Source organism: Qipengyuania aquimaris (assembly GCF_020171965.1).
GTDB classification, from domain to species: domain Bacteria; phylum Pseudomonadota; class Alphaproteobacteria; order Sphingomonadales; family Sphingomonadaceae; genus Qipengyuania; species Qipengyuania aquimaris_A.
The window spans coordinates 559,848-582,341 of the sequence record NZ_JAIUZK010000002.1; the positions used below are offsets into that span (position 1 = coordinate 559,848).

A 22,494-nucleotide genomic window follows, 5' to 3' on the forward strand; every position below is an offset into this window, starting at 1 on the left:
CTAGGCGCTACCGCGCTTTCTATGAGCACTGAATACAGCGAGCGTAGCTGGCAAAGCGCCGAGGGCCTGACCCTCTATTTCCGCGATTATGGAGAGGCGAACGATCGCCCTCCGGTGCTGTGCCTTCACGGCCTGACCCGCAACAGCAAGGATTTCGAAGGCGTCGCGGCGCATATCGCCGGGCAGGGCTGGCGGGTGATTGTGCCCGATATGCGCGGGCGCGGAAAAAGCGACTACGCAGAAGATAGCGCGACCTATGCCGTGCCGAACTATATCGGCGATGTCCTGGCGCTGCTCGAACAGGAAGGCATCGAGAAGTTCGTTTCGATCGGCACTTCGATGGGCGGGCTCATGACCATGCTGATTGCGCAGGCCATGCCGCACCGCATCGCCGCCGCGCTGCTCAACGATATCGGCCCGGTGGTCGATCCGGCGGGCATCGACAAGATTCGCACATATCTGGGTCAGGGCCGCAGCTTCCCGACCTGGATGCACGCAGCGCGCGCGCTGGAGGAAGTGCACGGGGAATCGCATCCGTCGTTCGATACGGAGGACTGGATCGCGATGGCCAAGCGCGGGATGACCGTGTGCAGCAATGGCCGCATCGCTTTCGATTACGACATGAAGATCGCGGACCCGTTTAACGACGCCGATGAAAATGCGGTCCCGCCCGACCTGTGGCCCGGCTTCGAGGCGCTGGCGAGCAATCCGCTGCTGCTGGTGCGCGGCGGACTGTCCGCGCTGCTGAGCGCCGATGCTTTCGCCGAAATGCAGAAGCGCGCGCCTAATGCCGATGTCGTCGTCGTGGAAGATGCCGGACATGCACCCACTCTGGATGAACCCGAAGTGCGCACGGCGATCGATTCCCTGCTTGCCAGCGTCAAATGAGCGCGAAATCTGGCGGTGGCGTGCCGCGTGTCCTGCACCTGCAATCGACCTTCGCTGCGGGCGGCAAGGAGCGCCGGACGGTTGAGCTGATCAACGCTTTCGGGGGCAGGCTGGCCCACACGATCGTGTCGGCGGAACCGGACCGGCTGGGTGCGGCGGATGGCATCGCCAAGGGCATTCGCATCACGCTGCAGCCGGATTTCCCGAGCCTAAAGGGCACGCCGCTGCCCGGGCGCCTGATGAAGATCGCCAAGGCCATGAAACCATACGACCTCGTGCTCACCTATAATTGGGGCGCGATGGACGCGGTGATGGCGCACACGATGTTTTCCGAAGCGCTCGACCTGCCGCCGCTGATCCATCACGAAGACGGCTTCGATGAAAGCGAACTGAAAAAGCGAAAGCGCAGCCGCACCTGGTATCGCCGGGTCGCGCTCGGCAAATCGTCGGGCCTCGTTGTGCCGTCGGAGACGCTGGAGGAGATCGCACTCGTCGAATGGCAGCAACCGCTCGGCCGTGTGAAGCGGATACCGAACGGCATCGACACCAAGGCTTTCGCCATGCGGCCCAAGCCTGACACCCTGCGCCTGATTAAGCACAAGGGAGAGCATTGGGTCGGCACCTTGGCGGGCCTTCGTACAGTGAAGAACCTGCCCCGGCTGGTCCGGGCATTCGCTTCGATGGAGGATGACTGGCACCTCGTCATCATCGGCGAAGGAAGCGAACGCGACGCAATCCAGGCCGAGATCGACCGGCTGGAATTGCATGACCGTGTCCACCTGACCGGCGCGGTCAAGGACCCGGCGCGGGTCATCGGGCTGTTCGATATTTTCGCCCTGTCGAGCGATTCAGAACAGTTTCCCCTGTCCGTTGTCGAAGCGATGGCGGCTGGCCTTCCTGTCGTCGCGCCCGATGTCGGCGATATCAAGGACATCGTGGCAGAGGAAAACCGCGAGTTCATTACACCGGCGGGCGACGAGGGCGCGCTATCGGCCTATTTGCGCGACATGGCCCGCGATCCCGTCCGCGCGGAGCGGATCGGTGCTGCCAACCAGGCCAAGGCGCGTGCCGAGTTCGATCGTGACAAAATGGTTGCGACCTATCGCCGCCTCTATTCCAGCGCCATGCGCCGGGAGTTCTAGCGCGCCAAGCGTTTCATCGCGCGTTCACCCGTCGGGGGACAGGCTTGCTCCCCGGATGGACAGGCATTGCCCTCTTATCGCGCTATGCCTAAAGACCCGGCCACAGATTTGCCTTTAACGGAGACCGAGCCGCAGTGGCCCGCAAACCCAAGACCGAACTCACCCGCGAAGAAAAGAAATCCCGCGCCGAGGCTGCCGAACAGGAAGCCCTGCTGCGCGAGGTCGACGATGCCGTCCGCCAAGGCGACATGGAAAGCTTCATGGGGACCTATGGCAAGCCGTTGCTCGGCGTCCTGATCGTCGGACTTGCGGTATTCGGCGGTTACCTGTGGTGGGACAATCGCAACGAAACGGCCACCGAAAGCCAATCGGAAGCGCTCGTGGTCGCACTCGACCAGCTTGAGGCCGGAAATACGGCGGCCGCGCTCGAGCGGCTCGACGGCGTGGAAGGCGAAGGCACTCCGGCAATCAGCGCCAAGATGCTGCGCGCAGGACTGGCCGCCGAAGATGGCAATGCCGAAGAAGCGGCCAAGCTGTTCGGGGAAGTCGCTGCCAACGAAGGTGCGCCGCAGACGCTGCGGGACATCGCGCTGATCCGACAGGTCACCGTGCAATTCGACTCCATGGCCCCGGCCGAGGTCGTTGCAAAGCTCCAGCCGCTGGCGACGCCGGGCGAGCCGTTCTTTGCGACTGCTGGCGAGCTCGTGGCCCATGCCTACCTCAAGCAGGGCAAGCGCGCGGAAGCCGGTGCGTTGTTCGGGCAGATTGCCCGCGACGATGCGACGCCGGAAGGCACCCGTGCACGCGTGCTCAACATGGCTGGCGTGCTCGGCGTCGATGCCGTGGACGATGTCGAGGAACTGCTCGACAGCCAGCGTGTCGACAATCAATCCGACGCAACCAGCGAATAATTGATCATAGACGGACCCAAGATGAGCCAGACCAAAGTCAAATCGATCACGCGCGGCATGATTGCCGCAACCATGGCCCTGGGCCTGGGTGCCTGCAGCGGCGGCCTGTTCGGGGGATCCGACGACAAGAAGACTACCCCGACCCTAGGCGACCGTGAGCCAATCCTCTCGCGTATCGAAACCGGCGCTAAGGTCGACCCTTCGCTGGCCGGCGTTTCGGTGGTCCTGCCCCCGGCGCAAGCCAATGCAGAATGGGGCCAGGCAGGCGGGACCGCCAGCAAGAGTTACGGTCACCTCGCCCTTTCGCAGACGCCGACCCGCGCATTTGGCGTGGATGTGGCCGGGGCCGACAATCGCCAGCGCCTTGGTGCTGCGCCCGTCATCGGCGGCGGCAAGCTCTTCGCAATGGGCACCGATGGCCGCGTGTCTGCTTTTGACGCGCGAAGCGGCGCGCGCCAGTGGACTTACCAGTCGCAATTGAGCGACGATACGCGCCCCTCGGCCTTCGGCGGCGGCGTCAGCTACAGCGCTGGCAAGGTCTTTGGCACGGATGGTGCGGGCAATGTCTTCGCACTCGACGCGCAGACCGGTGCCGAACAGTGGAAGGTAAAGCCGGGCGGTCCGCTGCGCGGTTCGCCGACGCTCGCCTTCGATAACGTCTTCGTGATGACGCAGGACAATCTGCTTTATGCGCTGAACGCGGCGGACGGCAGCCTGCAGTGGGACGAATCGGGTTCGACGACCATGGCCGGCGTGTTTGGCGTGGCTGCCCCGGCCGCAGGGCAGGGCACGGTGGTGGCCGGATATACGTCGGGCGAACTGATCGCCTATCGCTACGAAAACGGCCGCAGCCTGTGGGCGGACGCGCTGGCGCGTACCTCGATCTCCACGCAGGTCGGTGCGCTGTCGGACATCGACGCCGACCCCATCATCGACAATGGCCGCGTCTACGCGCTTGGCCAGGGTGGCCGCATGGCCGCCTACGAGCTCGTCACGGGCCAGCGCCTGTGGGAACTCAACGTCGCCGGCATTTCGACCCCGGCGATCGCCGGCGAGTGGATCTTCGCCCTGACCGACGATGCGCGCCTGATCTCGATCCAGCGCAGCAGCGGCAAGGTCCGCTGGCTGACGCAGATGCCGCGTTACGAGAACGAGGAAAAGAAGAAGAACCCGATCTTTTGGCAGGGTCCGGTTCTTGCCGGCGGCCAGCTGTGGGCGGTGAATTCCAATGGCGAAATCTGGCGCATCAGCACCGGTGAAGGTTCTGCCACCATGTTCACTGAACTGGACGAGGCGATCAGCCTTCCCCCCGTGGTCGCGAACGAAACGCTCTACGTCCTCGACGACAGCGGTACGATCACCGCGTTCCGCTAAGCACGCGATAGTTTTCGTGCCGTTTACCATTGCCGCGCTATAGGGTGCGGCAATGGCCACGAACGCACCTGTCCCGGACACGCGTCCAGCAAGCGATGTCTCGCCAGCCGTCGGGCTGGTGGGGCTTGCCGCATTGCTCTTGTGGGTGTGGATCGCGCGCGATTGGGCTGGAATTGCCGAATTCTGGGACCTGCCGGGCCCACGTGAGCCGATGGTTGGGCCCAATGCGGCGATTGCGGGCCTCGTTTTCATCACCATGCCCATGGTTGCGTGGTCGATCTTCGTCGACAAGGTGCACCTGCGCCCCTCGACCGGGATAGACTGGTCGCTCGCGAAGAGCCGCAAGCCCGATCTCGAGACCTCGCTGACCAAGATTGCGGGGCTGTGGGCGACGTGGGCCATCCTTGTCGCGCTTTATTGCCTGTGTCGCTGGTACTGGGCCGGGAACTACATCTACGCGCTAAAGGTGTTGGCGGTGATGGGCGCTGCGATGGTGGTGCTGTCGGTGCCCTATGTCCTGTGGCTCGACCGGGTGATGAAGAACCCGCGGGACCATGCCTGGCATTTCGGCGCCATGCTGTTCATGCGCGACGACTGGGACCGGGCGGAGGTACTGAAGCACTGGCGCGCATGGATCATCAAGGCGTTTTTCGGCGCCTTCATGATCTCGATCGTCCCGGTCAATTTCGCCAATGTCGTGAACGCGGACCTGTACGAGTTTCTCTCCAACCCCGTGGTCTTCGCCGTAGTGCTGATCAACCTTCTGTTTCTGATCGATGTGATGGTGGGCGCGGTCGGGTATATCGTGACCCTGCGTCCGCTGGATGCGCATATCCGCTCCGGCAATCCCTTCCTCGGCGGCTGGCTGGCGGCGCTGATCTGCTATCCACCCTTCGTGTGGGGTATCCTCGGCAACGGGCAGGTGATGAGCTACGAACACAATGTCGAGCAGTGGCATTACTGGCTGGCCGGAAACGAGGTAATCCTGTGGCTGTGGGCCGGATTGCTGGTCTTCCTGACCGCGATCTATGCGTGGGCGACCTTCGCCTTCGGTATCCGGTTTTCCAACCTCACTTATCGCGGTGTGCTGACCAATGGCCCGTACCGCTTCACGCGGCACCCGGCCTACCTGTCCAAGAACCTGTTCTGGTGGTGCAGCGTGATGCCGTTCCTGGTCGTCAACCAGAGCCCGGTGGATGCGATCCGCAACACCTTCTTCCTGCTGTGCGTCAACGGCATCTACTATTGGCGTGCGCGCACGGAAGAAGCGCACCTGCTGGCAGAGGACCAGAAGTACCGCGACTATTATGCGTGGATGGGGCGCAACGGCCTGATCACTGCGCCGCTGACGAGGCTCTTCGCGAAACTTGCGCCGCGCCCTGCGGCATCCGCACAGCCTGCCGAGTAGATCAGCCGAGCGGCTGGCCGTCGTCGGTTTCGTAGATCCGCAGGTCGCGCGAAACGGGCGGATTGTTCGCCATGACTTCCTGGAACGCCGCCATGTGCGCCGATTTGCCATGCGCATCGAGCGCCGCTTTGTCGCGCCACCGCTCGAACAGGACCAGCGTGTTGGGATCGGCGAGGTCGCGCGCGAAAGTGTAATCGAGGCAGCCGTCCTCGGCCCGGCTTGCGCGGACCATGGTAATGATCGCGTCCAGCGTGCTGCTGTCGATACCTTCGGCCAGTCGGATCGTGCCGTTAATCTGGATCATCGCCGTATCCTCTCAGAAGCTGTATTTGTAGACCCGCTTGATGTCGCCGCCCCATTCGCCGTGATAGCGATCGAGCAGGACCTGCGCCGGCACCTTGCCGCTGGCGACGATCTCGTCGAGCGTTTCGAGGAAGCCGGTCTCGTTATCGCCCGAAGTATTCAGCCTTCCGCGTGCCGCAAGGCCCGATCGCGCCAGCGCCAGCACGTCCTTCGCCATGTCGCGCAGCTTTCCGCCGCCGGGGATCGGCGCGTCGAGCGCAAGCTTCGGCACCGCGTTGCGCAGGTTTTCGCGCTCTTCCATCGTCCAGTCCTTGACGAGGTCCCACGCCGCATCGAGCGCGCCCTGGTCATAGAGCAGGCCGACCCAGAATGCGGGCAGGGCACAAATGCGGCTCCACGGACCGCCGTCCGCTCCGCGCATTTCGAGGAAGCTTTTCAGGCGCACTTCGGGGAATGCGGTGGAAAGGTGATCCCACCAGTCGCTTTGCGTCGGCTTTTCGCCGGGAAGAATCGACAGATTGCCTTCGAGGAAATCGCGGAAGCTCAGGCCAGCCGCATCGAGGTACTTGCCGTCGCGGAAGACAAAATACATCGGCACGTCGAGCATGTAGTCGACCCAGCGTTCGTAACCGAAGCCGTCCTCGAACACGAAGGGCAGCATGCCGGTGCGATGCGGATCGGTGTCGGACCAGATATGGCTGCGATAGGACAGGTAACCGTTCGGTTTCCCTTCCGTGAAGGGCGAATTGGCGAACAGGGCCGTTGCCAGCGGCTGGAGCGCAAGGCCGGTGCGGAATTTCTGCACCATGTCCGCTTCCGACGAATAGTCGAGGTTCACCTGGATCGTGCAGGTCCGCAGCATCATGTCGAGGCCGAGGCTGCCGACGCGCGGCATGTGGCGCATCATGATCTCGTAGCGGCCTTTGGGCATGATCGGCAGTTCTTCGCGGGTCTTGTCCGGCCACATTCCGAGGCCGAGGAAGCCCACGCCGCAATCTTCGCCGACACGCTTCACCTGGTCGAGGTGCCGTCCGGTTTCGGCGCAGGTCTGGTGCAGGTTTTCCAGCGGCGCGCCGGATAGCTCCAACTGTCCTGCGGGTTCGAGGCTGACCGTGCCGTCTTCGCCGCGCATGGCGATAACCTTGCCGCCTTCTTCCACCGGCTCCCAGCCGAACTGGCGCAGCGACATCAGGATATCGCGAATGCCGCCGGGTTCGTCATAGGAGGGCGCGCGGAAATCGTCGCGGCGGAAGACCAGCTTTTCGTGCTCGGTCCCGATGCGCCAGTCGGCCTTCGGCTTTTCGCCAGACTGCATCGGGGCGACCAGTTGGTCGCGCGATTCGATGATCGGGTCTTCCTTGGCGGAGGTGTCGCGCGTGCTCATTGGGTGGCGTTAGAAAACCCAATCCCGCTGCGCAAAGGATTTATTCCTCGTCGATCCAGTCGCCTGCTTCCGCCATCCAGACCGCTATTCCCGCAATCGCCGCGGTTTCACCGCGCAGGATACGGGGGCCGAGGCTGATAGGGCGGGCATTGGGATGGGCGCGGATCGCCTCGCGTTCGGCATCGTCGAACCCTCCTTCGGGTCCGGTGAGCAGGGCTGCAGGGCCGTCTGCATAGCAGAAGGCGTCGGCGGCCGGTTCGCCGCCTTCCTCGTCGGCGAAAAACAGCAGGCGGTCGTCGGGCCATTCGCGCAGGAGCGCATCGAGCTTCACCGGCTCTGCCACTTGGGGCAGGGCAGTGCGGGCACATTGCTCCGCCGCTTCGGTGACGATGGCAGACGCACGGTCGAGGTTGAGCTTGTCTGCGACACAGCGCCGCGTTACGACCGGCGCGATCCGGTCCACGCCGAGCTCGGTCGCCTTTTCCAGCACCATGTCGAAGCGGTCTTTCTTGAGCAGTGCGGGGCAAAGCCAAAAATCCGGCACCGGTTCGCGCGGGCGCTGGTGGTGGGTCGGCTGCAGGGTGACGTGGCGTTTACCAGCCTCGACGACCTCTGCTGCCCATTCTCCCGTCACGTCGTCGCACAGGATCACCGCATCGCCTGGCGAAACCCGCATGACCTTGGTCAGATAATGCGCCTGGTTGCCTTCTATCTGGACAGTCGTATCGCTGGAAAGCTCGGTGTCGACGAACAGGCGGGGAGCGCTCTTGGGCGGCCAGGCGGGTGTTGCAGGCATGGCTAGCCTGTTGGCGTCTCGCGCAGTAGGAAGCAAGCGATGAACGACACCTCCGCACCCCCGCAGATCGTCCCCGACAGCGAACATCGCGGCCTGGTCGAGCGCCTGCCGCAATTGCCGCGCGATCTTGCGATGCTGGCGCGGTTCGACCGGCCAATCGGCTGGTGGCTGCTGTTCTGGCCCTGCGCATGGGGCGTGTGGCTGGCAGGCGCAGGCTGGCAGTTCGCGCTGCTCGGTTGGCTATTGCTCGGCAGCATCGCCATGCGCGGCGCGGGCTGCGTCTACAACGACATCGTCGATGCCAAGCTCGACCGGCAGGTGGCGCGCACCGCCAGCCGCCCGGTGGCGAGCGGGCGCGTGTCGAAGAAACTTGCATGGGGCTGGCTGGTCACGCTGAGCCTGGTCGGGCTCGTCGTCCTGCTGCAACTGGAGCCGTTGGCGCAGATGGTCGCACTGGCCAGCCTTGCGCTGGTTGCGGCCTATCCCTTCATGAAACGGATTACCTGGTGGCCGCAGGCGTGGCTCGGCATGGTCTTCACATGGGGGCTGCTGGTCGGCTTCACCCATTTCCGTGCGGACAACCTCGACGCGCTCGCCGCCATGTATGCAGGCGCCGCGCTGTGGGTGATCGGATATGACACGATCTACGCCATGCAGGACCGGGAGGACGACGCGCTGGTCGGCATCCGTTCGTCCGCGCTGCGCCTGGGCGGCAGGGTGCGCGGGGGAGTAACGCTATTCTACGCCGGGGCCGTGGCCTTGTGGGCGCTCGCCTTCTGGCTTTACCGGGCCGACTGGATTGCTCTGCTGGCCCTGCTGCCCGCTGCGGCGCACCTCGCGTGGCAGGTCGCCACCCTCGATGGCGACGATCCGGAAAACCCGCTCGAGCGTTTCCGCGCCAACCGCTGGACCGGCGCGCTGGTTGCCGCTGCCTGTTTCGTGGTGGGCAACGCGTGAGCCGCGGCGGCCAAGCCTTGACTCACAGCCCGCAATCGCCTTGCAGCGGGTAACACCTTTTCTCGCCTTTTTGCGGAGCGCACACCCATGAAATTCTTCGTCGACACTGCCGATATCGCCGACATCAAGGAAATGGCCGACACCGGCCTGCTCGACGGGGTGACGACCAATCCCTCGCTGATCGCCAAGTCGGGTCGCGATTTCATGGAAGTGACCAAGGAAATCTGCGGTCTTACCGATGGCCCGGTCAGCGCCGAAGTCGTCGCGCTCGACCATGAAACCATGATGAAGGAAGCGGAAACCCTGCGCCGGATCGCTGACAATGTCTGCATCAAGGTTCCGCTGACGATCGACGGCCTCAAGACCTGCAAGAAGCTGACCAGCGACGGCACGATGGTCAATGTGACGCTATGCTTCTCCGCCAACCAGGCGCTGCTCGCGGCGAAGGCGGGCGCGACCTTCGTTTCGCCCTTCGTCGGCCGTCACGACGACAACGGCTTCGACGGCATGGAACTGATCGCCGATATCGCGCAGATCTATTCCAACTACGGCTTCGACACCGAAATCCTCGTCGCCTCGATCCGCAACCCCGTCCACGTGCTGCAGAGCGCTCGCATCGGTGCCGATGTTGCCACCATGCCGCCTGCCGTGATCAAGGGCCTGTTCAAGCACGTCCTGACCGACAAGGGGCTGGAAGGCTTCATCAAGGACTGGGAAAAGACTGGCCAAAGCATCCCGACGTCCTAACTAGGCTTACGTGACCGACCAGACACCCCTCGACCGCTTCAAGCAGGCATTGACCGGCACCGCCCGCGCCCTGGCGCAGGAGCCGGAGATTGAGGTTGCGTGGAGCGCGGACAGCCCGAGCCAGTCGGGCAAGAACTTCCGCGTTCCGCTGCCCGGTCGGACTCTACCCAAGGACCAGGCCACTGAGGCACGCGGTTTTGCCGACAGCTTCGCGCTGCGCCTGCGCCATCATAACGAAGCGCTGCACAACCGCGGCGCGCCGCCCGAACCGATAGCCCGCGCCTGCTACGATGCGATCGAACAGGTCCGTTACGAAGCGATCGGCAGCACGCGCTATTCCGGCATTCGCGACAATCTGGACGCGGCGGTCGAACTGCGCACGGCAAGCGATCCGATCGCGCGCGCCGATGCGGCAAACGAAGTGCCGCTGCCGACCGCGCTTTCGCTGATGCTGCGCGAGGCATTGACGGGCGAGGCGATCCCGGAACGCGCCAAGGCTGGCGTCGACATGGTGCGCGAGGATATCCTGTCGAAGATCGGCAGCGATATGGACGATCTTGCAGGCGCACTCGACGACCAGCGCGCCTTCCAGGACCTGACCATCGAAATGCTCCGGCATCTCGAACTCACTCTGCCCGACATGCCCGAAGACGAGGGTCGCGAGGACGGAGACGAAGACGAGGGCGATACACCCGAAGAAAACCAGGATACCGACGAGGAAGACGAGGGCGAGGCCCAGCCGCAGGAAACCGATGCGCGCGGCGAGGTTACCGACGGCGAGGCCGATGGCGATGCCGACCAGGATGTCGAGGGCGAACAGGAAATGTCCGACGGAGACCCCTCGGACGAAGAGGGCGAGGGCATGCAGCCCGTCCGCCCGAACCGGCCGTGGACCGACCTGCCGGAAGATTTCGACTACCGCGCCTATACCGACAAGTTCGACGAGGTGATCGAAGCGCCCGAGCTGTGCGATCACGAGGAACTGGATCGCCTCCGCGCCTATCTCGACAGCCAGCTTGCCGGATTGCAGGGCATCGTTACCCGCCTCGCGAACCGTCTCCAGCGCCGCCTCATGGCGCAGCAGAACCGTAGCTGGGATTTCGACCAGGAAGAGGGGCTGCTCGATGCCGCGCGCCTGACCCGCGTGGTCGTCAGCCCGGGGCATGCGCTGTCTTACAAGATGGAGCGCGATACCGAGTTCAAGGACACGGTCGTCACGCTGCTGATCGACAATTCCGGCTCCATGCGCGGGCGGCCGATTTCCATCGCCGCAATCAGCGCCGACATCATGGCGCGCACGCTCGAACGCTGCGGCGTGAAGACCGAAATCTTGGGCTTCACCACCCGCGCGTGGAAGGGCGGGCAGTCACGCGAGGCATGGCTCGCCGATGGCCGTCCCGTCGATCCGGGCCGCCTCAACGATTTGCGCCACATTATTTACAAGAAGGCCGACGAGCCATGGCGCCGCGCGCGCCGCAATCTCGGCCTGATGATGCGCGAGGGGCTGCTGAAGGAAAACATCGACGGCGAGGCGCTGCTTTGGGCGCACAATCGCCTGCTCGCCCGGCCCGAAGACCGCCGCATCCTCATGGTCATCAGTGATGGCGCGCCGGTCGACGACAGCACGCTGTCGGTGAACCAGGCGGGCTATCTCGAAGGGCACCTGCGCAAGGTCATCGAGTGGATCGAGAAGCAGTCTCCCGTCCAGCTCGCCGCCATCGGCATCGGCCATGACGTGACCCGCTACTACAAGCGCTCGGTGACGATCATGGACGTGGAACAGCTCGGCGGCACGATAATCGAGCAGCTTGCGGGACTTTTCGAGGTGGAGAAATAGATGGATTGGAGCCTGTTTTTCCTCGGAATTCTGCTGATTTTCGGCTCCCTTTCGGGCTTCCGCCGACCGGAAAAGGATGTCCATAGCGTCGAGGGTTGGCAGGGGCGGCTTCGCGAATTGGAATAAGGCGCTGACGAAGCCTATTTTGAGGAGCGCCGGCAATTGGAGGCATATCCTCCACCCGCTCACGCAACCGCCAGGAAGGTAAGGGTCCTCAGCATGATCGGAATAACCAGCGGCGTTGTTCTCATGATCGCGGCATTTTTCTCATGACCCCCACCGAAGCCGTCCAGTCCCGCCGCTCTGTCCGCGCCTTTACCGACCAGCCGGTCGACCGCGAAACCCTCACCCGCGTACTCGAAAAGGCACAGCGCTCGCCTTCGGGCGGCAATGTCCAGCCGTGGAATGCCGTCATTCTGACCGGCGAGCCGATGCAGGCGCTGTTCGACCGGGTGGCGCAGGAGTTTCCCAAGGGCCGCGCAGCGCTGAAGCCCGAATACGATATCTATCCCAAGGACCTCGACGGCGCTTACGAGGAGCGTCGTTTCGGCGTGGGCGAGGACATGTATGCCTCGCTCGGCATCACGCGCGAGGACAAGGCCAAGCGCCTCATGTGGTTCGCCAACAACTTCCGCGCCTTCGGTGCGCCGGTGCTGATGCTGGTCCACACGCCCAAATACATGGGCCCGCCGCAATGGAGCGATATCGGCATGTGGCTTCAGACCATCATGCTGCTGCTGCGCGAGGAAGGGCTCGACAGCTGCGCGCAGGAAGCCTGGGCCGCTTACAGCCCGCAAGTGCGCGAGATGGTCGACATTCCCGATGACCACATCTTCTTCTGCGGCATGGCCATCGGCTACCGCGATCCGGATGTGCCGGTGAACAACTTCGATGTGAAACGTGCCCCGCTGGAGGAATCCGTGCGCTGGGAGGGTTGGCAGTAAGCGCGCCGCGACCTAATGCGCACGCCATGACCGAAACGCCGCTCAAGCTGTTCAACTCGCTCACCCGCGAGATCGAGACCTTCACCCCCGTCCACCCGGGCGAAGCGCGCGTCTATTCCTGCGGCCCGACGGTCTACAATTACCAGCACATCGGCAATATGCGCGCCTACGTCTTCTCCGACACGCTGGGCCGCGTGCTGCGCTGGAAGGGCTATGACCTCACCCATGTGATCAACATCACCGATGTCGGCCACCTCACCTCCGATGCGGACGAGGGCGAGGATAAGATGGAGAAGATGGCGGCCAAGGCAGGCAAGTCCGCCTGGGATATTGCCAAATTCTACCAGGAAGATTTCGAGCGCGACCTTGCCCGGCTGAACATCACCGGCAAGCAGCACCCGCGCGCCACCGAATATGTCGAGCCGATGATCGAGTGGGGCAAGCGCATCGCCGACAAGCACTGCTACGAACTCGACAGCGGCCTCTATTTCGATGTCTCGACCGTCGACGATTACGGCCGCCTCGCCCGTGCGGTCACGGGGGAAGGCGAAGGCCGGATCAACGCCGTCGAGGGCAAGCGAAATGCCGCCGATTTCGCCATCTGGCGCAAGACGCCCAAAGGCGAGACGCGGCAGATGGAATGGGACAGCCCATGGGGCAAGGGCGCGCCCGGCTGGCATCTGGAATGCTCGGTCATGGGTGAGGCACTGCTTGGCTTCCCCTTCGACATCCACACCGGCGGCATCGACCACCGCGAGATCCATCACCCGAACGAGATCGCGCAGAACCAGGCCTATTGCTGTACCAACGGCCTCGATAATGCCGAGAACAGCGGCGCGCGCATCTGGATGCACAACAACTTCCTCGTCGAGCGCAGCGGCAAGATGTCGAAGAGCTCGGGCGAATTCCTGCGCCTGCAACTGCTGGTCGACAAAGGCTATCACCCGCTCGCCTACCGCATGATGTGTTTGCAGGCGCATTACCGCAGCGAGTTGGAGTTCAGCTGGGAAGGGCTGGGCGCGGCGCTCACCCGCCTCAAGCGGATCGTGATGGCTGTCGAGCGGTTGAAGGACGAAGCGGCAGGCGACCCCTCGCACCAGAAGTTCGCACCGATGCGTAAGAAATTTGCGAGTGCGATCTCCGACGACCTCAACACCTCCGTCGCACTGGTCGCGCTGGAAGAGGCACTGGCGGTCAAGAAGGTCGACGGCGGGGTGAAGCGTGCCGTCATCGAGGACATGGACCGTGTGCTCGGCCTCGACCTGTTCGATCTCTCTCGCGCAGACCTTCGCATCCATCCCGCCTCGGCCGAGATAACCGAGGCCGAAATCGAAGCGGAACTCATCCGCCGCAAGGAAGCCAAGGTCGCGAAGGATTATGCGACTTCCGATGCCATCCGCGCCAGCCTCGCCGCCAAGGGTGTCGAGGTGATGGACGGCGATCCGCTCGGCTGGGAGTGGAAGCTGGGCTAAGTTGCGGTTAGGGACCTATCCGCAAGAGGAGAGTTCCCCGATGACAAAAGCCGTGATGTCCGCCCTGATTCGCCCGCTGGTGGAGCCGCGCCTGCCCGAATGGGTCGAGCCGCTGTGGTTCATGACCAAGGAACAGGCGCTGGAAATGGCGCCCGAGGCCGAGATCGGCTGGTTCGACCTCAACGACAAGGAGCCGATGATCGAGATCGCGAAGGCCGCGACCAATCTCAAATGGCTGAACTCGATCTACGCTGGCCTCGACTTCATGCCGCTGGACCTCCTGCAGGAGCGCGGCGTCACGGTCACCAACGGCGTCGGCATCAACGCCATTACCATCGCCGAATATGTTGTCATGCTGATGCTCGCCCATGCCAAGGGTTACCGCGAGGTGGTGCGTGCGCAGGAGCGGCACGACTGGCTGCTCGACAGCCCCGGCAAGCGCGAGCTTTCGGGGGAGCGCGTGCTCCTGCTCGGCCTCGGCGCGATCGGCGGGCTTATCAAGACCCGGCTCGAGGCGTTCGACATGACGGTGGTGCCCGTTCGCCGCTCAGGCGGGGAAGGGAACCTGCGCCCCGGCGAATGGCGCGGGAAGCTTGGCGAGTTCGATTGGGTAATCCTGGCAGTGCCGTCCACCGACGAAACCAAGGGCATGATCGGCGCATCGGAACTCGCGGCCATGCGCCCTAACGCGGTGCTGGTGAATATTGCGCGAGGTGATGTGGTGGAACAGGATGCGCTCGTCGAGGCATTGCAGGCAAAGAAGATCGAAGCCGCCTTGCTCGACGTGACCGATCCCGAGCCGTTGCCCGAAGATCATCCGCTGTGGGATCTCGAAAATGCGCAGGTCACGATGCACCTGTCGGGCCGCGCGCAGACCAAGATGTTCCAGCGCAGCGCCGACAGGTTCGTCGAGAATCTCGAACGGTGGCACAAGGGCGAACCGGTCAGCCCGCAGATGGACCTTGCCGCCGGTTACTGATCAGGCGTCTTCGAGCAGGAGTAGCTCGCACTGAACCACCAGTCGCGGGTCGGGCATGATCCGGTGATCGACCTCGCTCACCCCGGCATCGGCAACCAGCTGTCCGGCGAGCATGAATTCATGATCGGGCAGGGCGGCGATGAAGCGCTCGCCCGCTTCCACCGCATCCTCGCCAGCAAAGAGGATGGAGAGGCTGTGCCGCGTGCCTGCGAAGGTAATGCTCGCCCACGCTTTCTCCGTGTGCGTCAGGACTTGCCCCTGGTGCTCGCCAAGCGCGATCAGGGCGTCTCGCAGGCGGTCGCCCGAACTGCGGCGCGGACGCACGGGCTTCGTGCTGGGAGGTTTGCATTCAACCGACATGCGTTGCCTCCTGCGAAAGAGCTTCGCCGCGCCCGGCCTCGAAACCCATCATGAAACCGCGAATACGCGCCTCGGTGCCACTGCGCGGCTCGCGCCCCATCCTGAGGTCGAGAACGAAGCGGGGATCGTGTGCCGCGAGCCGGCCGAACTTCGTCGGCGGCATCTCGTGGGTGCGAAGGAACTTCTCGATGGATCGAATCAGCATGTGCGGTGCTCCCCTTTGGCTGTTCGGATTGACGAATCGTTCGCCGTGTTCCCTATTCGTTCCAGCCGAAATCCTACTTGTCTAGGAAAAATCCTATGCTATAGGAATTTTCTCTGGTGAGTTCTTCGGGAAGCGCGGATGTGTGCCAATCACGAGAGTTGGCAAGGAGTTAAGAATGGCGGAAAAACTCAGCGCGGACCGGGCGCGACTGGTCGAACTGGCGGAATCGAACCGGACAAGCCTGTCGGCCCTTTCGTCGATGTTGGGCCGTAATCCCAGTTACTTGCAGCAATTCGTGCGCAAGGGCAGCCCGCGCAGGCTGGAGGAACAGGACCGACGCAAGCTGGCGGAATTCTTCGGTGTGGGCGAAGTGGAGTTGGGGGCGGATCCGGACCTTGCCCGGCCGCGCGACTCGGACGATTTTCTGGCCGTGCCCCGCCTTGCTCTCGACGCGTCTGCGGGACCTGGCGCGGTTTCGGCAGAGGAAATATCCTTCGACAGCTTCCGCTTCTCGCGCCGCTGGCTGCGCGAAATGGGTCTGGAGGGCGCCGACCTGTCTGCGATCCGCGTGGAAGGCGACAGCATGGAGCCGACTCTTCGCAGCGGGGACGAGATCTTCGTCGACCGCAACAAGCGCGCGGGCGAGGGCATCCATGTCGTGCGCATCGGCGACGTGCTGCACGTCAAACAGGTGCAGGCAAGCGCGCCTGGGCGCATCACCCTGATCAGCGCGAACGACGCCTATGCACCCATTGAACTCGCCCGCGACGAGGTCGAGGTAATCGGGCGCGTGGTTTGGAAGGGAGGCAGGGTCTAGGTCTTAGGCTTGATATAAACCGAAAGATTTTGTCGGCGAACCTCGAAAGCGCCTGATCGCTCGATAAGGCTGACAAGCTTGGGGCAGCCGTAGCTACGAGGGTCGAAGTCAGGATATAGTTTGGAAATACTCAAGCCCAATGCGCTGAGCGGATACCATCCATCACTGTCTTCAAGCGTTTCTATAGCCTTCGCGATGATAGGCATGGCATCAACTGCGGTCGTATTATCCAGCCTTGTTTTTGTGCAATCTGCACCAGCATCCTGCATCAGGTTTTCGGTAAAAATAAAACGCTTGCAGGCCTTGCGAAAGCTCTCGGGTGTCTTCTTTTCCCCGAATCCATAAACGTCCACGCCTTGCTCGCGGATCCTGGCTGCGAGCCTGGTAAAGTCGCTATCCGACGATACGAGACAGAAGGCTTCGAAGCGATCGGAGGCCAATAGGTCCATCGCATCGATGACCAGGGCAATATCCGACGCGTTCTTGCCTGAAGTAAGGGCGAAGTTTTGTTGGGGGATGATGGCAAATTGCGACAGCACATCCGCCCAGGCCTTGAGCTTCGTACCCGAAAAGTCGCCGTAGATACGGCGAACACTCGCTTCCCCGATTTTTGCAACTTCCGTGAATAGTCCGGAAACTATCTGCGAGGACGCATTGTCCGCGTCGATGAGGACTGCAAGACGCGGGGATTGATCTTGGATAGAGGCCATAAGCTGGACTAACTTCAGATGCTTAAGAAACCTTTCGCGATTTTGCTATCGTGGGGACCCTTGTCAAATCGCGTGGTCGCTTGCATCTGATGCCGTCATGACCGACGCGCCCAACCAGCCCCCGATGAAAGCCGGCATCGTCCCGGTAACGCCGCTCCAGCAGAACTGCTCGCTGATCTGGTGCACCAAGACGAACAAGGGTGCCCTGATCGATCCGGGCGGGGATCTCGACAAGCTCAAGGCCGCGGTCGCCAAGACCGGGGTGGAATTGGAAAAGATCCTCATCACGCATGGCCACATGGACCATTGCGGTGAAGCGGGCGTGCTGGCCAAGGAACTCGGCCTGCCGATCGAAGGGCCGCAGGAGGCCGACCGGTTCTGGATCAGCCGGCTGGAGGAAGACGGTGCGCGCTACGGCATGAACAGCCAGGTTTTCGAACCGGACCGCTGGTTGGAGGATGGTGACACCGTCACCGTCGGCGAACTGGAACTCGAAGTCATTCACTGTCCCGGTCACACGCCCGGCCACGTGGTCTTCTTCAACCGGCTGAGCAAGTTCGCCATCGTGGGCGACGTCCTGTTCCAGGGCAGCATCGGACGCACCGATTTCCCGATGGGCAACCATCAGGACCTGATCGACGCGATCACGAAGAAACTCTGGCCGCTGGGCGACGACGTGACGTTCATCCCGGGCCACGGGCCGACCAGCACTTTCGGTCAGGAGCGCAAAACCAACGCCTTCGTCAGCGACGCGGCGCTTGCGTAAAGAGCGGACCGGACGCACGCCCGGCCCGCCAAGTTCCTAGATAACGCGCATCGCAATCAGCGTGGCCATCACTGCGAGTCCGAGCAGGGTCAGCATCGTGATGAGCGTGCCGATCATGCGCGGCTTGGTGCCGGTTTCGGCGTCCATGCCCATGCCGTGCGCGACGCGGCCCAGCATGTAGATGCCGGCAACCCATGCGAGCCATGGTGCGCCCTTGCCGGTGATCTCGATCGCAGCGATGAGTACCAGCACGAACGGCGTGTTCTCCACGAAGTTCAGCTGCGCGCGCATCCGGCGGGTCAGCGGGCCACCCCCATCGTCGCCGTGAATTGTCTTGGTCGCGCCGCGCATCTGGCCGACGCGCACCGCCAGCCACAGGTTGATTAGCGCTGCGGCAGCCGCCGCCGTCAGAGTGACGGGTAGAAACAGGCCCATACGATCCCTCCCTTGTGATTTCTCTCGCGAACCCCATCTCGGGCTAAAGGCAAGGGCCGGACCATGCAATGTGCAGGCATGACTAACGCACAGCGCTTGCACTGAGGCGAAAAATCGCTATAGCGCGCGCCTTCACCGTCATGGTCGGGAAGTTTCGGATTTAAGCACACTTGTGCGTTGCCGGACCTTCCACTAGGGCGGCCACCGAAATTGATTGTAATTGTTTGAGGAACAGGTGCCGCCATGGCCGTCCCCAAGAGGAAAGTATCGCCCCACCGCCGCGGCAACCGTCGTGCGCACGATTCGCTCAAGGTCGAAGCTCATCACGAGTGCTCGAACTGCGGTGAACTCAAGCGTCCGCACAACCTTTGCCCGCACTGCGGTTTCTACAACGGGCGCGAAGTCATCGCCGTCGGTCTCTAAGACCGTAACCGTAAGCCGGAGATCGTCATGAGTTTGCCGCGTATCGCTATTGACGCGATGGGCGGCGACGAAGGCGTGCGCACCATGATCGACGGTGCCGCGATGGCGCGGCGCCGCCACGATCGATTCAAGTTCCTGCTGGTCGGCGATGAAGAGCGCATCAAGAAAGCGCTCGCCGATCATCCGGGCATGTCTGGCGCTTCCGAAATCCTGCATTGCGACGATTTTATCGAGGGCGACGAAAAGCCCTCCAGGGCCCTGCGCCGTGCAAAGACCACCAGCATGGGCCTGGCCGTAGACGCGGTTAAGCGCGGCGAGGCCGGTGCTGCCGTCTCTGCGGGCAATACGGGCGCGTTGATGGCAATTAGCAAGCTTGCCCTGCGCACCATGCCCGGCCTCGACCGGCCCGCCCTCGCAGCGCTGTTGCCGACGCTGGGCGACAACGACGTCATCATGCTCGACCTTGGCGCGAACCGCGAATGCGATGCGCGCAATCTCGTCCAGTTCGCCATCATGGGCGCGGCCTATTCGCGCATCGTTACCGGCCGCGAACGCCCGCGTACCCGCCTGCTGAATATCGGCACCGAAGAGACGAAGGGCACCGAGGACATTCAGAACGCAGCCGAAATCCTGCGCGGGGCCACCGGTCTCGACATGGAGTTCGAAGGCTATGTCGAAGCGGATAAGATCAATCGCGGCGATTGCGACGTGGTCGTGTGCGACGGGTTCTCCGGCAATATCGCGCTGAAGGCGATCGAAGGCACGGCGCGTTTCGTGACCGACCTGCTGCGCCGCGCTTTCACCAGCTCGATCCGCTCCAAGGTGGGCTTCCTCGTGTCGCGTCCTGCGACCGAGCTGCTCAAGCACCATCTCGACCCGAACAACCACAACGGCGCCGTATTCCTCGGTCTCAACGGCGTGGTCGTGAAAAGCCATGGCAGCGCGGACGCCACCGGCGTTGCCAATGCCGTGGAAGTCGCCGCACGCCTGCTCGAGGACGACATCCTCAACCGCATCCGCAAGGACCTTGGCGAGGTAGGCAGCGAAGGATTCGCCGCGAAATGATCCGTTCGGTCATCACCGGCAGCGGCAGCGCGCTTCCCGCCAACTGTGTGACCAATGCCGAAATGGCCGAGCGCGTCGACACCAGCGACGAATGGATCGTGGAACGCACCGGCATTCGCCAGCGCTATATCGCGGGCGAGGGCGAGACGACGTCTACCCTGGCGACCCAAGCCGCTCGCAACGCTCTTGAAAACGCAGGCGTCGATGCGAGCGAGATCGGCCTGATCGTTCTGGCGACCGCGACACCCGATCATACCTTCCCGGCAACCGCCACACAGGTCCAGCATGCACTGGGCTGCGGCGGCGGCGTGGCCTTCGACGTGCAGGCCGTATGTTCGGGCTTCCTCTACGCTCTGGCCACCGCCGACTCGATGCTGCGCACCGGCATGGCGACAAAGGCGCTGGTGATCGGCGCAGAGACTTTTAGCCGCATTCTCGACTGGGAAGACCGCACCACCTGCGTCCTTTTCGGCGATGGTGCCGGGGCCGTGGTCCTCGAAACACAGGATGTCGCCGAGGACGGCCCGGGCATCCTTTCGACCAAGCTGCATGCCGACGGTGCGCATTGCGAACTGCTCTATGTCGACGGTGGCCCCTCGACCACGGGCGAAGTCGGCAAGCTACGGATGAAGGGTCGCGAAGTCTTCCGTCATGCTGTGGTCAACCTTGCGGACGTCCTGCGCGAAGTGATTGGAAACACGGGCATTTCTGCAGAGGATATTGACTGGGTCGTGCCGCACCAGGCCAATGCCCGCATCCTCGATGCGACGGCGCGCAAGCTGAATCTCCCGGCCGAAAAGGTCATCGTCACGGTCGACAAGCACGCCAATACATCGGCTGCTTCGGTTCCCCTGGCATTCGATGTCGCACGCCGTGACGGGCGTATCAAGCAGGGCGATCTGGTCATGTTCGAGGCCATGGGCGGCGGCTTCACCTGGGGCGCTTCGCTCGCCCGGATGTGAGCATATAAACAAAGGACACATTCGGTTGTAAAACACTACCGAATACAGTATGTTGCCATTTCTAAATCGGACCCAGGGTCGCGTCTGGGGAGAGAGAAATGGACATGATGCGCTCGGTAGGAACCCTCACCCGCGCCGATCTGGCAGAAACTATCAATCGGAAGATGGGCCTCAGCAGGGCTGAGTCGCTAGATCTGGTGGAACAGGTGCTCGACAAGATGTCGCAGGCTCTGATCCAGGGTGAAAACGTCAAGATTTCCGGTTTCGGCAGCTTCGTCCTGCGCGACAAGAAAGAGCGTATTGGCCGCAACCCAAAAACCGGCGTAGAAGTTCCGATCACGCCGCGCCGCGTCATGACTTTCCGGGCAAGCCAGCTGCTGAAGGATCGCGTCGCCAACGGCTAATTGCTAAGGGGATCGCATGGCCGAGTTCGACGATCACAAGGAAAAAGGTGCGCTGCGCACCATCGGTGAAGTAGCGCGCGCGACGGGCATCAAGACCCACGTCCTGCGCTATTGGGAGCAGCAGTTCCCCAGCCTCAAGCCCCTGAAACGCAGTGGCGGACGCCGTTATTACCGGGCCGAAGACGTTGCGCTGGTCGAACGGATCAACCGGCTTGTGAACGAGGAAGGCTATACGCTGAAGGGCGCAAAAGCAGCGCTGCGCGGCGTACCGGACCAGCAGACTGCGGCGCAGGAAGCCGGGGCATCCGATAGCGGCGCAGGAGCATCCTCTTTCCTCCCGCGCCTGAAGGCGGTTCGTGACGAATTGCGGGCCGCTCTGGAAGCGGCAGCCTAACGTCACTCAGACCTTCCGATAACCAGCCGCAGAGGGCCGTCGAAGAAAGCCTGCTGCCGCAAGTGTCCGTATTTCCGGTCCCATCCACCGCTTTCCAGATCGCGGGAAAGGGCTGTGACGAACCGGTCGACCGCCTCTTCGCTCACCAGGCTCCAGCTTGAGCAGGCGAGCCGCGCGGCCGGATTGAGAAAGCGCTCGGGCCGCCCGTAATAGGCTTCGTTGAAACCGTCGCTGCACTCAAGAGGGACGGGGACCGGTTCCACTTCGACCTTGCCTCCCAAGGCGTCCACAATCCGCGAAATCTTCGGGAAGCGCGCTGCTTCGACAGCGCGCACTTCGGGAATGTAATCGCTCAGCCAGTAGTCGTGCATCAGCTCCGGATCGCACACCAAAAGGACGACCGGGCCGATCGTAACCCGGCGCATTTCCGCCAAGCCTTTCTCGAGATCGCTCCACTGGTGGACGGTAACGCTCGCCATCGAGGCATCGAAGGACTTGTCGGGAAAGGGCAGGTCTTCCGCCGTGGCATCGATCGCCTCGACCAGATGCGCAGGACGCTGTGCCCGCATGGAACGCGACGGTTCGACTGCTGTGACATCTCGATCGGTCGGCTCGTAGGACCCCGTTCCTGCGCCGACATTCAAGACGGTCTTTGCATCGCCAAGCGCGCGGTGGATTTGCGCTTCGATTATCGGGTCCGGCTGGCGGAATCGGGCGTAGGTTCCTCCGATGTCGCCGTAATCGACATCGCCCGCACTGCCATCACCTGTCCGTTGCGTCATCATTGATCCCCCGCCGCACCACGCGGCGG

The 22,494-nt window shown here is 63.0% G+C and carries 26 protein-coding genes; 18 read left to right on the forward strand and 8 right to left on the reverse strand.

Annotation, left to right across the window (positions count from 1 at the left end; all coding sequences use genetic code 11):
- Window positions 1-21: 21 nt before the first annotated feature.
- The 5 genes from LCM24_RS10435 to LCM24_RS10455 all read left to right on the forward strand — a co-directional run bounded on the left by LCM24_RS10435 (window position 22) and on the right by LCM24_RS10455 (window position 5,723).
- A complete protein-coding gene (locus LCM24_RS10435) occupies window positions 22-888 on the forward strand; it encodes an alpha/beta fold hydrolase (protein ID WP_224804103.1) in 867 nt (288 codons plus the stop codon).
- Window positions 885-2,030: a glycosyltransferase gene (locus LCM24_RS10440; protein WP_224804105.1), complete on the forward strand. Its 1,146-nt coding sequence runs from the start codon at window positions 885-887 to the stop codon at window positions 2,028-2,030. The genes LCM24_RS10435 and LCM24_RS10440 overlap by 4 nt, the downstream gene beginning before the upstream one ends.
- 134 nt (window positions 2,031-2,164) lie before the next feature.
- Window positions 2,165-2,941, forward strand: a complete 777-nt coding sequence (locus tag LCM24_RS10445; RefSeq protein ID WP_224804107.1) for a tetratricopeptide repeat protein — start codon at window positions 2,165-2,167, stop codon at window positions 2,939-2,941.
- 21 nt (window positions 2,942-2,962) lie between these two features.
- Entirely contained in the window at window positions 2,963-4,315 is a 1,353-nt protein-coding gene (locus LCM24_RS10450) for a PQQ-binding-like beta-propeller repeat protein (protein WP_224804109.1), read from the forward strand.
- A 52-nt stretch (window positions 4,316-4,367) separates the two neighbouring features.
- On the forward strand, window positions 4,368-5,723 hold the full coding sequence (locus LCM24_RS10455; RefSeq protein ID WP_224804110.1) for a methyltransferase family protein: 1,356 nt from the start codon (window positions 4,368-4,370) through the stop codon (window positions 5,721-5,723).
- 1 nt (window position 5,724) lies between these two features.
- Here LCM24_RS10455 and LCM24_RS10460 read toward each other — a convergent pair whose 3' ends face one another.
- The 3 genes from LCM24_RS10460 to LCM24_RS10470 are packed head-to-tail and all read right to left on the reverse strand — an operon-like array spanning window position 5,725 to window position 8,206.
- On the reverse strand, window positions 5,725-6,027 hold the full coding sequence (locus LCM24_RS10460; RefSeq protein WP_090482419.1) for a putative quinol monooxygenase: 303 nt from the start codon (window positions 6,025-6,027) through the stop codon (window positions 5,725-5,727).
- A gap of 12 nt (window positions 6,028-6,039) precedes the next feature.
- Complete coding sequence (locus LCM24_RS10465; protein WP_224804112.1) at window positions 6,040-7,410, reverse strand: glutamate--cysteine ligase; 1,371 nt, start codon at window positions 7,408-7,410, stop codon at window positions 6,040-6,042.
- Between the two features lie 40 nt (window positions 7,411-7,450).
- Complete coding sequence (locus tag LCM24_RS10470; protein WP_224804114.1) at window positions 7,451-8,206, reverse strand: 16S rRNA (uracil(1498)-N(3))-methyltransferase; 756 nt, start codon at window positions 8,204-8,206, stop codon at window positions 7,451-7,453.
- A 39-nt stretch (window positions 8,207-8,245) separates the two neighbouring features.
- Between LCM24_RS10470 and ubiA the strand changes: the two genes are divergently transcribed.
- From ubiA to LCM24_RS10500, 6 genes are all read left to right on the forward strand, one after another.
- Window positions 8,246-9,163, forward strand: a complete 918-nt coding sequence (ubiA, locus tag LCM24_RS10475; RefSeq protein WP_224804116.1) for a 4-hydroxybenzoate octaprenyltransferase — start codon at window positions 8,246-8,248, stop codon at window positions 9,161-9,163.
- 87 nt (window positions 9,164-9,250) lie between these two features.
- A complete protein-coding gene (gene fsa / locus LCM24_RS10480; protein ID WP_090482431.1) occupies window positions 9,251-9,910 on the forward strand; it encodes a fructose-6-phosphate aldolase in 660 nt (219 codons plus the stop codon).
- Window positions 9,911-9,920: 10 nt separating this feature from the next.
- On the forward strand, window positions 9,921-11,747 hold the full coding sequence (gene cobT / locus LCM24_RS10485) for a cobaltochelatase subunit CobT (protein WP_224804118.1): 1,827 nt from the start codon (window positions 9,921-9,923) through the stop codon (window positions 11,745-11,747).
- 269 nt (window positions 11,748-12,016) lie between these two features.
- The gene (locus LCM24_RS10490) at window positions 12,017-12,691 is read left to right on the forward strand and encodes a nitroreductase (RefSeq protein WP_224804119.1); all 675 of its coding nucleotides are present in this window, start codon (window positions 12,017-12,019) and stop codon (window positions 12,689-12,691) included.
- Between the two features lie 26 nt (window positions 12,692-12,717).
- Window positions 12,718-14,163, forward strand: a complete 1,446-nt coding sequence (cysS, locus tag LCM24_RS10495; protein ID WP_224804121.1) for a cysteine--tRNA ligase — start codon at window positions 12,718-12,720, stop codon at window positions 14,161-14,163.
- 40 nt (window positions 14,164-14,203) lie between these two features.
- Window positions 14,204-15,142, forward strand: a complete 939-nt coding sequence (locus LCM24_RS10500; RefSeq protein WP_224804123.1) for a D-2-hydroxyacid dehydrogenase — start codon at window positions 14,204-14,206, stop codon at window positions 15,140-15,142.
- Here LCM24_RS10500 and LCM24_RS10505 read toward each other — a convergent pair whose 3' ends face one another.
- A complete protein-coding gene (locus tag LCM24_RS10505) occupies window positions 15,143-15,502 on the reverse strand; it encodes a hypothetical protein (protein ID WP_224804125.1) in 360 nt (119 codons plus the stop codon). It lies immediately after the preceding gene.
- Window positions 15,492-15,707 (reverse strand): hypothetical protein, encoded by a 216-nt coding sequence (locus LCM24_RS10510; RefSeq protein WP_224804126.1) that lies wholly within the window; start codon window positions 15,705-15,707, stop codon window positions 15,492-15,494. The genes LCM24_RS10505 and LCM24_RS10510 overlap by 11 nt, the downstream gene beginning before the upstream one ends.
- Before the next feature lie 175 nt (window positions 15,708-15,882).
- Between LCM24_RS10510 and LCM24_RS10515 the strand changes: the two genes are divergently transcribed.
- Window positions 15,883-16,524 (forward strand): helix-turn-helix transcriptional regulator, encoded by a 642-nt coding sequence (locus LCM24_RS10515; protein WP_224804128.1) that lies wholly within the window; start codon window positions 15,883-15,885, stop codon window positions 16,522-16,524.
- Here LCM24_RS10515 and LCM24_RS10520 read toward each other — a convergent pair.
- Window positions 16,521-17,234 carry an NYN domain-containing protein gene (locus tag LCM24_RS10520; RefSeq protein ID WP_224804130.1) on the reverse strand — a complete coding sequence of 238 codons (714 nt, stop codon included), beginning with the start codon at window positions 17,232-17,234 and terminating at the stop codon, window positions 16,521-16,523. The genes LCM24_RS10515 and LCM24_RS10520 overlap by 4 nt on opposite strands.
- A 124-nt stretch (window positions 17,235-17,358) precedes the next feature.
- Between LCM24_RS10520 and LCM24_RS10525 the strand changes: the two genes are divergently transcribed.
- Window positions 17,359-18,000: an MBL fold metallo-hydrolase gene (locus LCM24_RS10525; RefSeq protein ID WP_224804939.1), complete on the forward strand. Its 642-nt coding sequence runs from the start codon at window positions 17,359-17,361 to the stop codon at window positions 17,998-18,000.
- Between the two features lie 36 nt (window positions 18,001-18,036).
- Here the strand turns inward: LCM24_RS10525 and LCM24_RS10530 are convergent, their stop codons facing one another.
- Window positions 18,037-18,435: an MAPEG family protein gene (locus tag LCM24_RS10530; RefSeq protein WP_224804132.1), complete on the reverse strand. Its 399-nt coding sequence runs from the start codon at window positions 18,433-18,435 to the stop codon at window positions 18,037-18,039.
- A gap of 243 nt (window positions 18,436-18,678) precedes the next feature.
- Here LCM24_RS10530 and rpmF point away from each other — a divergent pair, with 243 nt between their 5' ends.
- From rpmF to LCM24_RS10555, 5 genes are all read left to right on the forward strand, one after another.
- On the forward strand, window positions 18,679-18,858 hold the full coding sequence (gene rpmF / locus LCM24_RS10535) for a 50S ribosomal protein L32 (RefSeq protein WP_090482457.1): 180 nt from the start codon (window positions 18,679-18,681) through the stop codon (window positions 18,856-18,858).
- A gap of 27 nt (window positions 18,859-18,885) precedes the next feature.
- Window positions 18,886-19,923 (forward strand): phosphate acyltransferase PlsX, encoded by a 1,038-nt coding sequence (plsX, locus tag LCM24_RS10540; RefSeq protein WP_224804134.1) that lies wholly within the window; start codon window positions 18,886-18,888, stop codon window positions 19,921-19,923.
- On the forward strand, window positions 19,920-20,885 hold the full coding sequence (locus LCM24_RS10545) for a beta-ketoacyl-ACP synthase III (protein ID WP_224804136.1): 966 nt from the start codon (window positions 19,920-19,922) through the stop codon (window positions 20,883-20,885). Before plsX ends, LCM24_RS10545 begins: the two co-directional genes overlap by 4 nt.
- 104 nt (window positions 20,886-20,989) lie before the next feature.
- Window positions 20,990-21,289, forward strand: coding sequence for an integration host factor subunit alpha (locus LCM24_RS10550; protein WP_090482821.1), 300 nt, complete (start codon window positions 20,990-20,992; stop codon window positions 21,287-21,289).
- 16 nt (window positions 21,290-21,305) lie between these two features.
- Window positions 21,306-21,683, forward strand: a complete 378-nt coding sequence (locus tag LCM24_RS10555) for a MerR family transcriptional regulator (RefSeq protein ID WP_224804139.1) — start codon at window positions 21,306-21,308, stop codon at window positions 21,681-21,683.
- A gap of 2 nt (window positions 21,684-21,685) precedes the next feature.
- Here LCM24_RS10555 and LCM24_RS10560 read toward each other — a convergent pair whose 3' ends face one another.
- Window positions 21,686-22,465 carry a class I SAM-dependent methyltransferase gene (locus tag LCM24_RS10560; protein WP_224804141.1) on the reverse strand — a complete coding sequence of 260 codons (780 nt, stop codon included), beginning with the start codon at window positions 22,463-22,465 and terminating at the stop codon, window positions 21,686-21,688.
- Between the last annotated feature and the right edge of the window lie 29 nt (window positions 22,466-22,494).